The sequence below is a fragment of the Rhodococcus sp. NBC_00294 genome, assembly GCF_036163995.1.
Taxonomy (GTDB): domain Bacteria; phylum Actinomycetota; class Actinomycetes; order Mycobacteriales; family Mycobacteriaceae; genus Rhodococcoides.
Genome location: NZ_CP108043.1, coordinates 1,061,016 through 1,076,996, shown reverse-complemented (window position 1 = coordinate 1,076,996; position 15,981 = coordinate 1,061,016). Strand labels below are relative to the sequence as shown.

The following is a 15,981-nucleotide window of genomic DNA, read 5'->3' as shown; positions in this document are numbered from 1 at the left end:
GGTCATCGTGCTCACTCGGTCGACCGTCTCTTGCGCACTGTGCGGCGTGGTGATTGTGTGATCTGACACACAGCGTTCACGAGTGCACTCACGAGGAGCATCCGCCATGTCCACGGTCAAGACATTCCTGCTGCCGGACCTCGGCGAGGGGCTCGCCGACGCCGAGCTGCTCACCTGGTCGGTCGACGTCGGCGACACCATCACGCTCAACCAGACCATCGCCGAGGTCGAGACCGCGAAGGCGTCCGTCGAACTGCCGTCTCCCTATGCCGGCGTGGTCGTGGCGCGGCACGCCGAGGAGGGCACCACCATCGACGTGGGCGCACCGTTCCTCGACATCGAGGTGGCGGGTCCGGCGACGACCGGTCCGGCCTCGCCCGACACCGCCGACGAGGCGGCAGCCGACGCGCGTCCCGAGCCGTCGGTCGAGAAGGCGGAGTCCGAGACGGTCGGGGCCGCGCCGACGCGGACGCCAGTCCTCGTCGGCTACGGCGTCGCGGAGGAGACATCGAGTCGTCGGCCCCTGGCCGCGCCGCCGGTACGCAAGGAAGCGCGTGAGCGCGGTATCGACCTCGCGACCGTGGCCCCGACGGGACCGCACGGCAACGTGACCCGCGACGACCTGGCCGTCTCCTCCGCGCCGCACGCGGACGAGGAGCGCACGCCGATCAAGGGCGTCCGCAAGCACACCGCCGAGGCCATGGTGCGCAGCGCGTTCACCGCGCCGCACGTCACCGAGTTCGTCACCGTCGACGTCACACCGATGATGGAGTTGCTCGACGAGCTGAAGGCGAGCCCACTGCTGGCCGGCGTCCGCGTGACGCCGCTCGCTCTCGTCGCGAAGGCCCTGCTCATCGCCGTCCGGGAGCACCCGAGCCTCAACTCGTCGTGGGACGAGGCGGCGAACGAGATCGTCACCAAGAAGTACGTGAACCTCGGTATCGCCGCGGCGACACCGCGCGGGCTGATGGTTCCCAACATCAAGAACGCGCAGACCCTCGGATTCCGCGACCTGTGCTCGTCACTGTCCGCGCTGACCGCCGTCGCCAAGGAGGGGAAGACCGGTCCGGCGGAGCTCGCCGACGGGACCATCACGATCACCAACATCGGCGTGTTCGGCATCGATTCGGGCACCCCGATCCTCACGCCCGGCGAGGCCGCCATCCTGTGCTTCGGGGCCGTCCGGCGTCAGCCGTGGGAGTACCGCGGGGAGATCGCGCTGCGACACGTCACGACCCTCAGTCTGTCGTTCGACCACCGGCTCGTCGACGGCGAACAGGGCTCCAAGTTCCTGTCCACCGTCGCGACCCTGCTCTCGGATCCGGTGGGGTTCGCGGCCCTGGGATAGTGGTGCGGTGACCAGCATCCATCACGCCACCGTTCGAGACGTCGATCCCGTTGCGCTGTACCGCGTCCTGCAGTTGCGCACCGAGGTGTTCATTCACGAGCAGGGCATCGTCGGCGAGCAGGAGATCGACGGGCGCGATCTCGAACCCACGACCACCTTGTTCTGGTCGGAGGAGCCGAACGGCGACGTGCTCGCGACACTGCGGGTGTTGCAGGACGAGGTGCCGGCCCACATCGGCCGCGTCGCCACGGCGTCGGCGGCACGCGGACGCGGGCTGGCCGCCGACCTGGTGCGGGCGGCGATCGAGTTCGCGGGCACCGACGTCGCGATCTCCGCCCAGGCCTACCTGGAGGAGTGGTACGTGCGCCTCGGCTTCGTGCGCACCGGGCCGAACTATCTGGAGGCAGGAATAGACCACCTGCCGATGCTGCTGACCCGTACCTGACACCAGGAGGACACATGCAGATCGATCTGAGCGGCCGGACAGCCCTCGTCACGGGTTCCACGCAGGGCATCGGCTACGCCATCGCCGTCGGCCTCGCCCGAGCGGGAGCGACCGTGCTGATCAACGGCCGGTCCGACGCGTCCGTCGGTGCGGCACTCGACCGTCTCACCGCGGAGGTACCCGACGCGACGGTCGTCGCGGCCCCGGCGGACGTCAGCACGGAGGACGGCACACGCGCCCTGGTGCAGGCACACCCCGATGTCGACGTCCTGGTGAACAATCTCGGAATCTTCGGCGCCACACCGGCTCTGGAGATCGACGACGACGAGTGGCGCCGCTATTTCGAGGTCAACGTCCTCGCCGCCGTGCGTCTGATCCGCGCCTACCTTCCGGGTATGAAGGACCGGGGCTGGGGACGGGTCCTGTCGATCGCCAGCGACTCGGCCGTCGTGATTCCGGCCGAGATGATCCACTACGGCATGTCCAAGACCGCGCTGCTCGCGGTGTCGCGCGGCTTCGCGAAGGAGGCGGCCGGCTCGGGCGTGACCGTCAACTCCGTCATCGCCGGACCGACACACACGGGAGGTGTCGAGACCTTCGTCCGCGACCTGGTGGGCGACGAGTTGCCGTGGGACGAGGCGCAGCACGAGTTCATGGTGAAGTACCGCCCGCAGAGCCTGATCCAGCGACTCATCGAGCCCGAGGAGATCGCCAACATGGTGGTCTACCTCAGTTCACCTCTCGCGTCGGCCACCACGGGCGGCGCACTGCGAGTCGACGGCGGCTACGTGGACTCGATCCTGCCCTGACCGTCGGGCCACTCCGCGAGGTCCGCGGCGATGCGTGCGGTGCTCTCGAGGAACTCCCGCAACAGGGCGTCGCCGTCCTCGGCCTCCCGCACCGCCGAGTAGGGGAGCACGAACTCGCCGAGATCGCGATCGAAGTACGCCTGCGCCGGCTCGACGGCCGCGGTGTCGAAGCCGTCGGGTTGCGGGTAGGCGTACGAGTAGAAGATGCCCTCCGACGCCCCGCCGGGCCAGTACCCGGCGCTCGACACCTCCTCGTTGTAGGCCTCGTGCATCACCCAGTCGGGGCAGTTGGGCACCCCGCCCGGATGCTGCGCCGCCGGGCGACCCGAGAACCGGGTCACCGCCAGGTCGAAGGCCCCCCAGAAGAAGTGGGACGGACTGGACTTCCCGCGGAATTCGCCGCGGAACGCGGAGAACACCCGATGCGCCGACACCAGCGAGCGCCAGTATCGCGTCATCGCCTCGGCGTCGTAGCCGGCATGCACGGTGTCCCGGGCGAACGGGATGGCGGGGTCGACCTCGACGGGAGAGCCCATGATCGAGACGTGGACCCCGAGCGCCTCGAGGTGGGCGAAGAACTCGTCGTGGAAGTCCGCGACCGTGCGCGGCCGCAACTCCATCTCGCGTGCGTCGCCCCACGTGGTCTCGATGGTCAGCCGGTGTCGGAGGAAGTCGAAGCGGATCTCGACTCCGCCGCCGCGGTACGGCATGAGCGAGGTGGTGAGTCCGGACGCATCGACGTAGGACGTCACGCCCCACCAGTGGTTGAGCGGTGGCGCCAGAGCCATGCGCACCTTGCCGACGATCTGCGTCCACATGTGCACGGTGTCGCGGGTGTCCTGCCACGAGTCCACGACGAGTTCCGGCCAGGCATCGTTCGTTTCGGTCACTGCATCCCTTTCACGGAGATATCGGCGCACACGTAGGACGATGGTCCCATGACGACACTCGCCCCTCTCGGTCTTCACCACGTCACCGCCATCGCGTCGGACCCCGGCCGGAACGTGGAGTTCTACACGCGCGTGCTCGGCCTGCGGTTGGTGAAGCAGACCGTCAACTTCGACGACCCCGGCACCTACCACCTGTATTACGGGGACTTCCGCGGTAGCCCGTCGTCGCTCATCACCTTCTTCCCGTGGAAGGACGTCGAGCGCGGACGACAGGGAACCGGACTCGCGACCTCGACAGCGTTCAGCGTTCCGGACTCGTCGCTGTCCTTCTGGCACGACCGGCTCCGGGAGCTGAACGTGCGCGTCGAGGCGCCGGTGACCCGCGGCGACGACGAGGTCCTGCGCCTGTACGACCACGACGGCATGGTCCTCGACCTGATCGCCTCCGACGGGGACACCCGCTCCGGCTGGGACGGCGTGGCATCGGTGCCCACTGAACACGCGGTGCGCGGACTGCACTCGGTCACCCTCACCGAGACGACACTCGACGCGACAGCCGAGCTGCTCACCGACCGGATGAGCATGACCGTCGCCGCGGACGGTGCCGCGAGCGCGCGGTTCGCCATGGCCGCGGGCGGCGCGGGCGCGCTGGTCGACGTCGTCACCGACCGCAGCGACCGTGGTCTGCAGGCAGGCGGCACCGTTCACCACGTCGCCTTCCGTGCGCCCGACCACGAGACGCTCACCGCCTGGCGCACCGAGCTGGTCGACAGCGGCGCGCACGTCACCGAGATCCTGGACCGGCAGTACTTCCAGTCGATCTACTTCCGGGAGCCGGGCGGCGTGCTGTTCGAGATCGCGACCGAGGCGCCGGGATTCGACGTCGACGAGCCACTGCTCGAACTCGGGCGCTCGTTGAAGCTGCCGCCGTGGCTCGAGCCGACGCGGGAGCAGATCGAGCAGAATCTCCCGGCACTCCCGGTGGGTGACGCGTCGTGACGTGGACACAGGTGACCGACGGCGAGACGCTGACGGCGATGTTCGGCACGCCGAGCTTCCGCGCCGCCCACAAGGATCGCCCCCGGCTGCATCCGCTCGACCGCGACTTCCTCGCGGCCTCGCCGTTCTGCCTGGTGGCCACCGCCGACGAGACCGGACGGTGCGACGTCTCGCCGAAGGGAGACCCGCCCGGCTCGCTGGTGCACGTCCTCGACGACGCCACCATCGCGCTGGCGGAACGGCCCGGCAACAAGCGGATGGACGGGTACCGCAACGTGCTGAGCAACCCGTTCGTGGGTCTCGACTTCCTGGTTCCCGGACGCGGGGACACGCTGCGCATCAATGGCCGCGCGCGGTTGATCTCCGACGCGCCGTTCTTCGACGACCTCGTGGTCAAGGGACACCGCCCGATCCTCGCGCTCGTCGTCGACATCGAGCAGGTCTTCCATCACTGCGCCAAGGCGTTCCTGCGGTCACGGCTGTGGGAGCCGGGCACCTGGAATCCGTCGGTGCTGCCGACGGTCGCAGAGATCTCCAAGACGCTGATCCCCGACTCGCCGGAATCGCTCGAGGAACTGCGGGCGTACTACGGGCCGGCATACGAGGAGTCGTTGTACCGGTCGTAGATGCGCTCCGCGCCTGTGCGCCTCTTGCGCATCCAGGCATACGCAAAAGGCGCACGGGCGCGAAGCGCACTGGGTAACGTCCCACCCGTGGCGGACGCAACGTTGTCGGTGCTGATCTACAGCAGCCACGCGTCCACGCGGGCGCTCGTCCACCAGGCGCTGGGCCGTCGCCCGCACCCCGACCTGCCCGAGATCGAGTATCTCGACGTGGCGACGGCGCCCGTCGTGATCGAGCACCTGGATCGCGGCGGTGTCGATCTGGTGATCCTCGACGGTGAGAGCGCTCCCGTCGGCGGGATGGGCCTCGCGAAGCAACTGCGCGACGAGATCGACCCGTGTCCACCACTTCTCGTGCTCACCGGCCGCCCCGACGACGCGTGGTTGGCCACCTGGTCGCGTGCCGACGCGTCGGTGTCGCACCCCATCGACCCACTCGAACTCGGCCGCGCCGTGGTGGGACTGCTCAGCGACCCTGCCTGAGGTCCCGCCGGATCTCCGATCCGCGACGCCGGGGGATCACCGATTCGCGACGATTGTGAGCCCGAGTCACCAAACCGGACCCATCGCGACGAAAAAGTCCTACTGTGTGGCACAGATCACCTCGAGGCGTAGGGCGGTTCCGGTCGGAACCCACGACACGGGCAGGAGTTCGAGTGGCATGAACGCATATGTGCCGGTCCTCGTTCTCGGCGCGATCGCGGTCGCCTTCGCGCTGTTCTCGGTCCTCGTGGCATCGGAAGTGGGACCGAAGCGATACAACCGCGCCAAGCTCGACGCGTACGAATGTGGCGTCGAGCCCACCCCGCAGCACATCGGCGGCGGTCGCTTTCCGGTCAAGTTCTACCTCACCGCAATGCTTTTCATCATCTTCGACATCGAGATCGTGTTCCTGTACCCGTGGGCTGTGCACTTCGAGGCACTGGGTGTGTTCGGTCTCGCCGCGATGGCCCTGTTCATCGTCAACGTTTCCGTCGCCTACGCATACGAGTGGCGTCGTGGAGGTCTCAGCTGGGACTGATCCACTCGCCGTGGAAGAAGTGATCGCATGGGATTGGAAGAGAAGCTGCCGAGCGGCTTCCTGCTGACCACTGTCGAAGGCCTCGCCGGCTTCGCCCGCAAGGGGTCTCTGTGGCCCGCGACCTTCGGACTGGCGTGCTGTGCGATCGAGATGATGTCGACGACGTCCGGCCGGTTCGATCTCGCCCGATTCGGTATGGAAGCCTTCCGCGCCTCCCCCCGCCAGGCGGATCTCATGATCGTCGCGGGACGGGTGAGCCAGAAGATGGCACCGGTGCTCCGACAGGTGTACGACCAGATGGCCGAGCCGAAATGGGTTCTGGCGATGGGTGTCTGCGCGTCCTCGGGAGGAATGTTCAACAACTACGCCATCGTGCAGGGCGTCGACCACGTGGTACCGGTCGACATCTATCTGCCCGGTTGTCCGCCGCGGCCCGAGATGCTGATCAATGCCATCCTGCAGTTGCACGCGTCGATCCAGGCGATGCCGCTGGGCGTCGACCGCGAGAGGGCCATCGCCGAGACCGAGAAGGCCGCGCTGAGTTCTCCGTCCGTCATCGACGCGAAGACGCTGCTGCGATGAGAGCGCGGGGCATGTTCGGAGTGCGCGGTTCGGGCGACACGTCGGGTTACGGCCGACTGGCGCCGCCGAAACCCCGACACGACAACGCGAGTCGACCGTTCGGTGGGGACCACGACGTCGTGGCGGACGCACTGGAGTCGGCGCTCGCGGCTCGGGGCGAACGTTGGGACGACGCCGTCGAGCGTGCCGTGCTCCACCGCGGTGAGCTGACTCTGCACATCGCGCGTACGCACCTGCCCGCTGTCGCGTCCGCGCTACGCGACGATCAGGCACTCCGCTTCGAACTGTGTCTCGGCGTCAGTGGCGTCCACCAGCCCGGCGAGACCGGACGCGAGCTGCACGCCGTCTACCATCTGCAGTCCATCACGCACGGTCGTCGGTTGCGTCTCGAAGTGTCAGTGCCGGAGTCCGACCCGCACATTCCGTCGCTGTGCGGCATCTACCCCACCACCGACTGGCACGAGCGCGAGACGTACGACTTCTTCGGCATCGAGTTCGACGGGCACCCGTCCCTGACACGCATCGAGATGCCCGACGACTGGGTGGGGCACCCGCAACGCAAGGACTACCCGCTGGGCGGCATCCCGGTGGAGTTCAAGGGCGCGCGGATCGCGCCCCCCGATCAGCGCAGGTCGTACAACTGATGACACTCGAGAAGGATCACACCACGCCGACCGTCTACACCGCGTCGGGCCAGGACTGGGACGAGATCGTCGACCTGGCCGGCACCGCCGGTGAGGAGCGCATCGTCGTCAACATGGGACCGCAGCACCCCTCCACGCACGGGGTCCTCCGCCTCATCCTCGAGATCGAGGGGGAGACCGTCACCGAGGCGCGGTGCGGAATCGGCTACCTGCACACCGGTATCGAGAAGAACCTCGAGTACCGGAACTGGACGCAGGGCGTCACCTACGTGACACGGATGGACTACCTGTCGCCCTTCTTCAACGAGACGGCGTACTGCCTCGGCGTGGAGAAGCTGCTCGGCATCACAGACGACGTGCCGGAACGCGCGACCGTGATCCGGGTGTTGCTGATGGAACTCAACCGCATCTCCTCGCACCTGGTCGCTCTGGCCACCGGCGGCATGGAGCTCGGCGCGGTCACCGCCATGCTCTTCGGATTCCGGGAACGTGAACTGATCCTCGACATCTTCGAGACGATCACGGGCCTGCGGATGAATCACGCGTTCGTCCGGCCGGGCGGGCTGGCGATGGACCTGCCCGACGACGCCGTGCCGAAGATCCGGGACCTGCTGCACCTGTTGCCGATCCGCCTGCGCGACATGAGCGCGATGCTGGACGACAACCCCATCTGGAAGGGTCGGACCCGCGGCATCGGGTACCTCGATCTCACCGGGTGCATGGCACTCGGAATCACGGGTCCGGTGCTGCGTGCCACGGGCTTGCCCCACGATCTCCGTCGCGCGGAGCCCTACTGCGGCTACGAGACCTACGAGTTCGACGTGATCACCGAACAGGAGAGTGACTGCTACGCGCGGTATCTCATCCGTGTCGACGAGATGAGCGAGTCGCTGAAGATCGTCGAACAGTGCCTCGACCGACTGGCGCCGGGGCCCGTGATGGTGTCGGACAAGAAGATCGCGTGGCCTGCAGACCTGGTCTCGGGCCCCGACGGACTGGGCAACTCCCGCGAGCACGTGCAGAAGATCATGGACGGATCGATGGAATCGCTGATCCACCATTTCAAGCTCGTCACCGAGGGCATCCGCGTGCCCGAGGGACAGGTCTACGTCGCGGTGGAGTCACCCCGCGGCGAGCTGGGTGTGCACATGGTCTCCGACGGTGGATCCCGGCCCTACCGGGTGCACTTCCGGGACCCGTCGTTCACCAATCTGCAGGCCGTCGCGGCGATGTGCGAGGGCGGCATGGTGTCCGACGTGATCGCGTCCGTGGCGAGCATCGATCCCGTGATGGGTGGGGTGGACCGATGAGCGCACGGGAACCGGTGGCGATACCCTTCGGACCCCGTCCGGAGGAACGCGTCCAACTCGTGCGACCAGGCGCCCGGCGGACCTACCCCGAGGACGTGCTGGCCCGCCTCGAGGCGGACGCCGCCACCATCGTCGCCCGCTACCCGCGCGCCCGGTCCGCGATCATCCCGATCCTTCATCTGCTCCAGGCCGAGGACGGGTACCTCACCCCCGCCGCGATCGACTTCTGTTCGCACACACTCGACCTCACGGGTGCCGAGGTCGCGGCGGTGGCGACGTTCTACTCGATGTACCGCCGCGAGCCGACAGGCGACTACCTCGTCGGCGTGTGCACCAACACCCTCTGCGCCGTGATGGGCGGGGACGCCATTCACGAGGCCCTCGTCGACCACCTCGACGGCGTCACGGACGGCACCGTGACGCTCGAACACATCGAGTGCAACGCCGCCTGCGACTACGCACCGGTGGTGATGGTGAACTGGGAGTTCTTCGACAACCAGACTCCCGAGTCGGCACGCACGCTGGTCGACGAACTCCGCGCCGGGCGCCCGGTCACCCCGACGCGCGGCGCGACCCTGTGCACCTTCCGCGAGACCTCGCGCATCCTGGCGGGCTTTCCCGACACCCGGCCCGGCGCGCTCGACGCACCGACCGCCGGCGAGGCGACGCTGGCAGGCCTGCGTGTCGCGCGGGAGAAGGACATGCGCGCCCCCGATCACGCGGAACCCGACGCGGCGGCGGCAGCCGAGCCGCCGACGGACTCCACCCCGGACAAGCCCGCGCCCGCCCCGTCTGCCGATGTGCCCCACCCGAACGGCACTGCAGCGAAGGAGGCCCGGCCGTGACACTCACCCCGGTTCTGAGCCGCTACTGGGACGAGCCCGAGTCCTGGACTCTGGACACCTACCGCCGCCACGGCGGGTACGACGGTCTCGCCGCAGCCCTGGCGATGACACCCGACGAGGTGATCGGCACGGTCAAGGACTCCGGCCTGCGTGGTCGCGGCGGCGCCGGCTTCCCCACCGGCACGAAGTGGAGCTTCATCCCCCAGGACGGCCCGACACCCGCGGACCAGACCGTGCCGCACTACCTGGTGGTGAACGCCGACGAGTCGGAGCCGGGCACGTGCAAGGACATGCCGCTGCTGATGGCCACACCCCACGCGCTGGTCGAGGGCATCGTGATCGCGGCGTACGCCATCCGCTCGTCGCACGCGTTCGTCTACCTCCGCGGTGAGGTGGTGCCGGTGCTGCGGCGGCTGCAGGCCGCGGTCGCCGAGGCCTACGCCGCGGGGTACCTGGGCACGGACATCCAGGGCTCCGGGTTCGATCTGGACCTCGTCGTCCATGCGGGGGCGGGCGCCTACATCTGCGGCGAGGAGACCGCACTGCTCGACTCCCTCGAGGGGCGCCGCGGCCAGCCCCGGCTGCGGCCACCGTTCCCCGCCGTGGCGGGCCTCTACGCGAGCCCCACCGTCGTCAACAACGTCGAGTCCATCGCGAGTGTGCCGACGGTCCTGGCGCGCGGGACGCAATGGTTCCGCTCGATGGGCAGTGAGAAGTCACCCGGCTTCACGCTGTACTCGCTCTCCGGCCACGTCACCCGCCCCGGACAGTACGAGGCGCCGCTCGGCATCACGTTGCGCGAGTTGCTCGAGCACGCGGGCGGTGTCCGCGCCGGGCACACGCTGAAGTTCTGGACACCGGGCGGATCCTCCACCCCGATCTTCACGGCCGAGCACCTCGACGTCCCGCTCGACTACGAGGGTGTGAGTGCCGCGGGATCGATGCTCGGCACGAAAGCACTCCAGATCTTCGACGAGACGACCTGCGTGGTCCGTGCGGTCCGGCGCTGGAGCGAGTTCTACGCGCACGAATCGTGTGGGAAGTGCACCCCGTGCCGGGAGGGCACCTACTGGCTGGTGCAGATACTCGCGCGCCTCGAGAACGGCACCGGATCGGAGGGTGACCTGCAGAAGCTGCTCGACGTCGCCGACAGCATCCTGGGAAAGTCGTTCTGCGCGTTGGGAGACGGGGCGGCAAGCCCCATCGTCTCGTCGATCGCCCACTTCCGGGACGAGTACGTGGCGCACGTGGAGCAGGGTGGATGCCCCTTCGATCCGCACCTCTCCACCCTGATGGCAGGACAACTGACATGACCGCGGTGCAGAACGACGGCGCGCGCGCCGAGACGACGGTGGACATCACCCTCGACGGCGTCCCGATGTCGGTCCCGAAAGGCACCCTGGTGATCCGGGCGGCCGAGATGCTCGGTGTGCAGATCCCGCGGTTCTGCGACCACCCGCTGCTGGACCCGGTCGGCGCGTGCCGGCAGTGCCTGGTCGACGTCGAGGGCCAACGCAAGCCCCTGGCGTCGTGCACCACGACGGTGACCGACGGCATGGTGATCCGGACGCAGCACAGCTCGGAGATCGCCGAGAAGGCTCAGCGCGGAGTGATGGAACTGCTCCTGATCAACCATCCGCTCGACTGCCCGGTGTGCGACAAGGGTGGCGAGTGCCCGCTGCAGAACCAGGCCATGTCCACCGGCCGCACCGAGTCGCGCTTCACGGAGACCAAACGCACGTATCCCAAGCCGATCCCCCTGTCGACCGAGGTCCTGCTCGACCGGGAGCGGTGCGTCCTCTGCGCCCGGTGCACGCGCTTCTCCGAGCAGATCGCCGGTGACCCGTTCATCGATCTGCTCGAACGCGGTGCGCTGCAACAGGTCGGCATCTACGGCGCCGAGCCGTTCGAGTCGTACTTCTCCGGCAACACCGTGCAGATCTGCCCGGTGGGTGCACTCACCAACACCGCCTACCGATTCCGCGCGCGGCCCTTCGACCTGGTGTCGACTCCCAGCGTCTGCGAGCACTGCTCCAGTGGGTGCGCCCAGCGCACGGACCATCGCCGCGGAAAGGTGTTGCGTCGGTTGGCCGGCGACGATCCCGAGGTCAACGAGGAATGGAGCTGCGACAAGGGCCGCTGGGCGTTCGCGTACGGCACGCTGCCCGATCGCCTCGACACCCCGCTGGTCCGACGCGGAACCACCCTCGAGCCCGCGTCGTGGTCGGAGGCCCTGGCGGTGGCCGCCCGCGGTCTGGCGGAGGCTCGCGGACACGCCGGCGTGCTCACCGGTGGCCGTCTCACCGTCGAGGACGCGTACGCCTACAGCAAGTTCGCGCGGATCGCGCTGGATACCAACGACATCGACTTCCGGGCCCGCCCGACGTCCGAGGAGGAGACCGACTTCCTGTCCGCTCGGGTGGCCGGCCGCCGTATCGACGTCACGTACGCCGCACTCGAGGCCGCACCGATCGTCGTCCTCGTGTCCTTCGAACCGGAGGAGGAGAGCCCCATCGTCTTCCTCCGCCTGCGGAAGGCAGTGCGGGGGGGACACACTCGCGTACTGACACTGGCGCCCTTCGCGTCGCCCGGCAGCACGAAGCTGAGAGCCGACGTGCGTCTCACGGCGCCGGGGACGGAGGCCGCGGGGCTGGCGGACCCGGACGTGCTCGAGCAGCTGCGCGTGCCGGGCGCGGTGATCCTCGTCTGCGAGCGGGCGGCGTCGAGCCCCGGCACCCTCGCCGCGGTCGCGCGCACCGCCGACACCACCGGCGCCCGCGTCGCGTGGATCCCCCGCCGTGCCGGTGACCGCGGCGCTCTCGACTCGGGTGCGTTCCCCACCCTCCTGCACGGAGGTCGCCGGGTGGACGACTCCGCGGCTCGGCACGCGGTGGCCGCGGCGTGGGGTGTCGACGATCTGCCGGCGACACCGGGCCGGGACACGGTCGGCATCCTCGGCGCCGACCTCCGCGCGCTCGTCGTGGCCGGTGTCGAGCTCGACGACCTCACCGATCCCGACGCGGCCCGCGCCGCGCTCGACCGAGCCCCCTTCGTCGTCGCACTGGACCTGCGCAGCAGTGAGGTGACCGACCGGGCCGACGTCGTGTTCCCGGTCGCCGCCGTCGCGCAGAAAGCCGGATCGTTCACCACCTGGGAAGGCCGCCGGCGCACGTTCGGAGCAGCACTCCCGACGCCGTCCATGATGGCCGACCTGCGGGTCCTCGACGCGATCGCCACCGAGATGGGTCACCGCCTCGGACTGCCGGACGCCGACGCGGCACGCCGCGAACTCGACGCGGCCGGGTCGGCACCCGGATCCCCCGACGTTCCGGACCGCGGCAGCGCGGCACCGACCGCCCTCGGCGCAGGAACCGCCGTACTGGCCGGCTGGCGGATGCTGCTCGACGCCGGGCGGATGCAGGACGGGGAGACCGATCTCGCCGGCACGGCGCGGACCCCCGTCGCCCGGCTGTCGCCCGCGACCGCGGCCGACACCGAAGTGTCCGACGGTGAGCCACTGACCGTCTCCACCGACTCGGGGTCGATCACGCTGCCGCTCCGCGTCACCGCCATGCCGGACCACGTGGTGTGGCTGCCGTGGAACTCGGCACCGTCCCGAGTGAGTGCGACCCTCCACGTCGCACCCGGTGCCGCCGTGCGTCTCTCGGCAGGAGCACCGTCATGACCGACCTCTCCGTCTTCGGGATCGACCCACTGTGGCTGGTCGTCGCCAAGGCGCTCGCCGTCTTCGGCTTCCTCGTGCTGACACCGCTCATCGCGATCTACGCCGAGCGCAAGGTCATGGCCTGGATGCAGATGCGCATCGGCCCCAACAGGGTCGGGCCGTGGGGCATCCTGCAGAGCCTCGCCGACGGTGTGAAGCTCGCCCTGAAGGAGGGGATCGTCCCGAGGGGCGTGGACCGTCCGATCTACCTGCTGGCACCGATCATCTCGGTCGTCCCCGCCTTCATGGCCTTCGCCGTGATCCCGTTCGGCCCCACCGTGTCGGTGTTCGGGCACATCACCCCGCTCCAGCTGACCGACATGCCCGTCGCGGTGCTCTACATCCTGGCCGTGACCTCGATCGGTGTGTACGGCATCGTCCTGGCCGGGTGGTCGTCCGGTTCCACGTATCCGCTTCTGGGAGCACTGCGCTCGACCGCGCAGGTGATCTCGTACGAGGTGGCCATGGGCCTGAGCTTCGCGGCCGTGTTCCTCTACGCGGGCACCATGTCGACGTCCGGCATCGTCGCCTCGCAGGAGCGCCTGTGGTTCGTCGTGATGCTGCTGCCGTCGTTCCTCGTCTACATCACCTCGATGGTGGGCGAGACCAACCGTGCGCCGTTCGATCTCCCCGAGGCGGAGGGCGAACTGGTCGGCGGATTCCACACCGAGTACTCCTCGCTCCGGTTCGCCATGTTCATGCTCGCGGAGTACGTCAACATGGTCACCGTCTCGGCGCTCGCGACCACGCTTTTTCTCGGCGGCTGGCGCGCCCCCTTCCCGATCAGCCTGTGGGACGGCGCGAATCAGGGCTGGTGGCCCGTTCTCTGGTTCACGATCAAGGTGTGGGGCTTCCTGTTCGTCTTCGTCTGGCTCCGCAGCACCCTGCCACGCCTGCGCTACGACCAGTTCATGAACTTCGGGTGGAAGGTGCTCATTCCCGCTGCGCTGCTGTGGATCATGGTCATCGCGGCCGTGCGCGTCCTCCTCCTCGACTCCCCGCACGTCCGGCCGGTCACCGTGGTGGTGTCACTGCTGTACACCGCCGCCCTGATCGCCGTTCTCGCCCGGACGCTACGGCGTGGGCGCCTGGAACGGACCCACTCCGGTGCGACGGCGGACCAGCAGGGGGTCGATGCCGCGGCGGGCGGGTTCCCCGTGCCTCCGATGCCGGACCGCTCACCCGGTCCGGCACGCCCTCGACCCATCACCAAGGAGACGACCGATGCCTGAATTCCTGGGACCTGTCGCGGGTTTCGGCGTCACCTTCGCCACCATGTTCAAGAAGCCGGAGACCGAGTCGTATCCGGAGGAGAAGGTACCGACGGCGACGCGGTACCACGGCCGTCACCAGCTGAATCGCTACGCGGACGGCCTGGAGAAGTGCATCGGCTGCGAACTGTGCGCGTGGGCGTGCCCCGCCGACGCCATCTACGTCGAGGGCGCCGACAACACGGAGACCGAGCGGTACTCGCCCGGCGAACGGTACGGGCGCGTCTACCAGATCAACTACCTGCGGTGCATCGGGTGCGGTCTGTGCATCGAGGCGTGCCCCACCCGCGCCCTGACCATGACCAACGAGTACGAGATGGCCGACGACAACCGCGCCGACCTGATCTACGAGAAGACCGATCTGTTGGCCTCGCTCGCCGAGGGGATGGACGCGCCCCCGCACGCCATGGCCGACGGCGCCACCGACGAGGACTACTACCGCGGGGCCGTCATCGCCCGGCGGGAGGCGGACCGATGATCGTCTCGACCTCCGAGGCCATCGCCTTCTGGATCCTCGCCCCGCTCGCTCTCATCGGCGCGCTGGGCGTCGTGGCGTCGGCGAAAGCCGTGTACTCGGCTCTGTTCCTGGCATCGACGATGGTGGTGCTCGCGATCTTCTACATCGTCCAGGGTGCCGTCTTCCTCGGTGTCGTCCAGATCGTGGTCTACACCGGCGCCGTGATGATGCTCTTCCTCTTCGTACTCATGCTCGTGGGGGTGGACTCGTCGGACTCACTCGTCGAATCGCTACGGGGGCACCGCATCGCGGCCATCGTCGTGGGTCTCGGATTCGGTGTCCTGCTGATCGGGGGGCTCGGCAATGCCGCGCTGAGCGACTTCCGCGGCTTCACCGCGCAGTCGCCGGCGAACGTCGAGGGGCTCGCCGAGCTGGTGTTCGTGCGCTACGTGTGGGCCTTCGAGCTCACCGGAGCGCTGCTCATCACTGCCACGATCGGTGCCATGGTGCTGACCCACCGGGACCCCGTCGGCCGGACCAGAACCCAGAAGGAGCTGTCGCAGGACAGGTTCCGCTTCGGAGACCGCGTGACACCGCTGCCGAGTCCGGGTGTCTACGCACGCCACAACGGTGTGGACCGGCCCGCTCGTCTCCCCGACGGCAGCGACGCCGAGTCGTCGGTCAGTCGGCAGTTCCGCGACGGGCCGAGCCGATGAACCCGGAGTACTACCTGTACCTGTCCGCGGCCCTGTTCACCATCGGCGCCGCCGGTGTCCTCCTGCGCCGCAACGCCATCGTCGTCTTCATGTGCATCGAGCTGATGCTCAACGCCGCGAACCTGGCCTTCGTGACGTTCTCGCGGATGCACGGCGGACTGGACGGACAGGTCTTCGCGTTCTTCACGATGGTTGTCGCCGCCGCCGAGGTGGTGGTGGGTCTGGCCGTCATCATGGCGATCTTCCGCTCTCGTCGATCCGTCTCGGTCGACGACGACAGTCTGTTGAAGTACTGAC

General features: G+C 68.6%; 18 protein-coding genes. 17 read left to right on the top strand and 1 reads right to left on the bottom strand.

Going from position 1 to position 15,981, the window contains the following annotated elements:
* Positions 1 to 106: 106 nt before the first annotated feature.
* The 3 genes from OHB23_RS05085 to OHB23_RS05075 are packed head-to-tail and all read left to right on the top strand — an operon-like array spanning position 107 to position 2,602.
* Positions 107 to 1,348, top strand: a complete 1,242-nt coding sequence (locus tag OHB23_RS05085) for a dihydrolipoamide acetyltransferase family protein (protein WP_222632348.1) — start codon at positions 107 to 109, stop codon at positions 1,346 to 1,348.
* 7 nt (positions 1,349 to 1,355) lie between these two features.
* Positions 1,356 to 1,793, top strand: coding sequence for a GNAT family N-acetyltransferase (locus OHB23_RS05080; RefSeq protein WP_027506044.1), 438 nt, complete (start codon positions 1,356 to 1,358; stop codon positions 1,791 to 1,793).
* Between the two features lie 14 nt (positions 1,794 to 1,807).
* On the top strand, positions 1,808 to 2,602 hold the full coding sequence (locus OHB23_RS05075) for an SDR family NAD(P)-dependent oxidoreductase (RefSeq protein ID WP_027506043.1): 795 nt from the start codon (positions 1,808 to 1,810) through the stop codon (positions 2,600 to 2,602).
* Here the strand turns inward: OHB23_RS05075 and OHB23_RS05070 are convergent.
* A complete protein-coding gene (locus tag OHB23_RS05070; RefSeq protein ID WP_328811015.1) occupies positions 2,578 to 3,492 on the bottom strand; it encodes a DUF5996 family protein in 915 nt (304 codons plus the stop codon). The two genes, OHB23_RS05075 and OHB23_RS05070, sit on opposite strands and share 25 nt — an antisense overlap.
* 48 nt (positions 3,493 to 3,540) lie before the next feature.
* Between OHB23_RS05070 and OHB23_RS05065 the strand changes: the two genes are divergently transcribed.
* The 14 genes from OHB23_RS05065 (at position 3,541) to nuoK (ending at position 15,980) form a co-directional block, all read left to right on the top strand.
* Positions 3,541 to 4,491, top strand: coding sequence for a ring-cleaving dioxygenase (locus OHB23_RS05065; RefSeq protein ID WP_328811014.1), 951 nt, complete (start codon positions 3,541 to 3,543; stop codon positions 4,489 to 4,491).
* Positions 4,488 to 5,117: an MSMEG_1061 family FMN-dependent PPOX-type flavoprotein gene (locus OHB23_RS05060; RefSeq protein WP_307097003.1), complete on the top strand. Its 630-nt coding sequence runs from the start codon at positions 4,488 to 4,490 to the stop codon at positions 5,115 to 5,117. The genes OHB23_RS05065 and OHB23_RS05060 overlap by 4 nt, the downstream gene beginning before the upstream one ends.
* Before the next feature lie 87 nt (positions 5,118 to 5,204).
* The gene (locus OHB23_RS05055; RefSeq protein ID WP_328811013.1) at positions 5,205 to 5,597 is read left to right on the top strand and encodes an Rv3143 family two-component system response regulator; all 393 of its coding nucleotides are present in this window, start codon (positions 5,205 to 5,207) and stop codon (positions 5,595 to 5,597) included.
* Positions 5,598 to 5,775: 178 nt separating this feature from the next.
* Positions 5,776 to 6,135 (top strand): NADH-quinone oxidoreductase subunit A, encoded by a 360-nt coding sequence (locus OHB23_RS05050; protein WP_027506038.1) that lies wholly within the window; start codon positions 5,776 to 5,778, stop codon positions 6,133 to 6,135.
* Between the two features lie 27 nt (positions 6,136 to 6,162).
* Positions 6,163 to 6,717: a NuoB/complex I 20 kDa subunit family protein gene (locus OHB23_RS05045; RefSeq protein ID WP_027506037.1), complete on the top strand. Its 555-nt coding sequence runs from the start codon at positions 6,163 to 6,165 to the stop codon at positions 6,715 to 6,717.
* Positions 6,714 to 7,361, top strand: coding sequence for an NADH-quinone oxidoreductase subunit C (locus tag OHB23_RS05040; protein WP_222649955.1), 648 nt, complete (start codon positions 6,714 to 6,716; stop codon positions 7,359 to 7,361). Before OHB23_RS05045 ends, OHB23_RS05040 begins: the two co-directional genes overlap by 4 nt.
* Complete coding sequence (gene nuoD, locus OHB23_RS05035; RefSeq protein ID WP_056440985.1) at positions 7,361 to 8,671, top strand: NADH dehydrogenase (quinone) subunit D; 1,311 nt, start codon at positions 7,361 to 7,363, stop codon at positions 8,669 to 8,671. The genes OHB23_RS05040 and nuoD overlap by 1 nt, the downstream gene beginning before the upstream one ends.
* Positions 8,668 to 9,516, top strand: a complete 849-nt coding sequence (nuoE, locus tag OHB23_RS05030) for an NADH-quinone oxidoreductase subunit NuoE (protein ID WP_328811012.1) — start codon at positions 8,668 to 8,670, stop codon at positions 9,514 to 9,516. Before nuoD ends, nuoE begins: the two co-directional genes overlap by 4 nt.
* Positions 9,513 to 10,829, top strand: coding sequence for an NADH-quinone oxidoreductase subunit NuoF (gene nuoF, locus OHB23_RS05025; protein ID WP_222629538.1), 1,317 nt, complete (start codon positions 9,513 to 9,515; stop codon positions 10,827 to 10,829). Before nuoE ends, nuoF begins: the two co-directional genes overlap by 4 nt.
* Positions 10,826 to 13,201, top strand: a complete 2,376-nt coding sequence (locus OHB23_RS05020) for an NADH-quinone oxidoreductase subunit G (protein WP_328811011.1) — start codon at positions 10,826 to 10,828, stop codon at positions 13,199 to 13,201. The genes nuoF and OHB23_RS05020 overlap by 4 nt, the downstream gene beginning before the upstream one ends.
* Complete coding sequence (nuoH, locus tag OHB23_RS05015) at positions 13,198 to 14,472, top strand: NADH-quinone oxidoreductase subunit NuoH (RefSeq protein WP_307096995.1); 1,275 nt, start codon at positions 13,198 to 13,200, stop codon at positions 14,470 to 14,472. Before OHB23_RS05020 ends, nuoH begins: the two co-directional genes overlap by 4 nt.
* Positions 14,465 to 14,989, top strand: a complete 525-nt coding sequence (nuoI, locus tag OHB23_RS05010) for an NADH-quinone oxidoreductase subunit NuoI (protein ID WP_027506032.1) — start codon at positions 14,465 to 14,467, stop codon at positions 14,987 to 14,989. Before nuoH ends, nuoI begins: the two co-directional genes overlap by 8 nt.
* Positions 14,986 to 15,684, top strand: coding sequence for an NADH-quinone oxidoreductase subunit J (locus OHB23_RS05005; RefSeq protein WP_328811010.1), 699 nt, complete (start codon positions 14,986 to 14,988; stop codon positions 15,682 to 15,684). Before nuoI ends, OHB23_RS05005 begins: the two co-directional genes overlap by 4 nt.
* The gene (gene nuoK / locus OHB23_RS05000; protein WP_056440973.1) at positions 15,681 to 15,980 is read left to right on the top strand and encodes an NADH-quinone oxidoreductase subunit NuoK; all 300 of its coding nucleotides are present in this window, start codon (positions 15,681 to 15,683) and stop codon (positions 15,978 to 15,980) included. The genes OHB23_RS05005 and nuoK overlap by 4 nt, the downstream gene beginning before the upstream one ends.
* Position 15,981 lies beyond the last annotated feature (1 nt).

Excerpts from the sequence above, each read along its gene's own strand:
- nuoK (WP_056440973.1), top strand. The coding sequence starts at position 15,681 with ATGAACCCGGAGTACTACCTGTACCTGTCCGCGGCCCTGTTCACCATC.
- OHB23_RS05050 (WP_027506038.1), top strand. The coding sequence starts at position 5,776 with ATGAACGCATATGTGCCGGTCCTCGTTCTCGGCGCGATCGCGGTCGCC.
- nuoE (WP_328811012.1), top strand. The coding sequence starts at position 8,668 with ATGAGCGCACGGGAACCGGTGGCGATACCCTTCGGACCCCGTCCGGAG.
- OHB23_RS05040 (WP_222649955.1), top strand. The coding sequence starts at position 6,714 with ATGAGAGCGCGGGGCATGTTCGGAGTGCGCGGTTCGGGCGACACGTCG.
- OHB23_RS05005 (WP_328811010.1), top strand. The coding sequence starts at position 14,986 with ATGATCGTCTCGACCTCCGAGGCCATCGCCTTCTGGATCCTCGCCCCG.
- OHB23_RS05020 (WP_328811011.1), top strand. The coding sequence starts at position 10,826 with ATGACCGCGGTGCAGAACGACGGCGCGCGCGCCGAGACGACGGTGGAC.
- OHB23_RS05045 (WP_027506037.1), top strand. The coding sequence starts at position 6,163 with ATGGGATTGGAAGAGAAGCTGCCGAGCGGCTTCCTGCTGACCACTGTC.
- nuoH (WP_307096995.1), top strand. The coding sequence starts at position 13,198 with ATGACCGACCTCTCCGTCTTCGGGATCGACCCACTGTGGCTGGTCGTC.
- OHB23_RS05085 (WP_222632348.1), top strand. The coding sequence starts at position 107 with ATGTCCACGGTCAAGACATTCCTGCTGCCGGACCTCGGCGAGGGGCTC.
- nuoD (WP_056440985.1), top strand. The coding sequence starts at position 7,361 with ATGACACTCGAGAAGGATCACACCACGCCGACCGTCTACACCGCGTCG.
- OHB23_RS05075 (WP_027506043.1), top strand. The coding sequence starts at position 1,808 with ATGCAGATCGATCTGAGCGGCCGGACAGCCCTCGTCACGGGTTCCACG.
- nuoI (WP_027506032.1), top strand. The coding sequence starts at position 14,465 with ATGCCTGAATTCCTGGGACCTGTCGCGGGTTTCGGCGTCACCTTCGCC.
- OHB23_RS05065 (WP_328811014.1), top strand. The coding sequence starts at position 3,541 with ATGACGACACTCGCCCCTCTCGGTCTTCACCACGTCACCGCCATCGCG.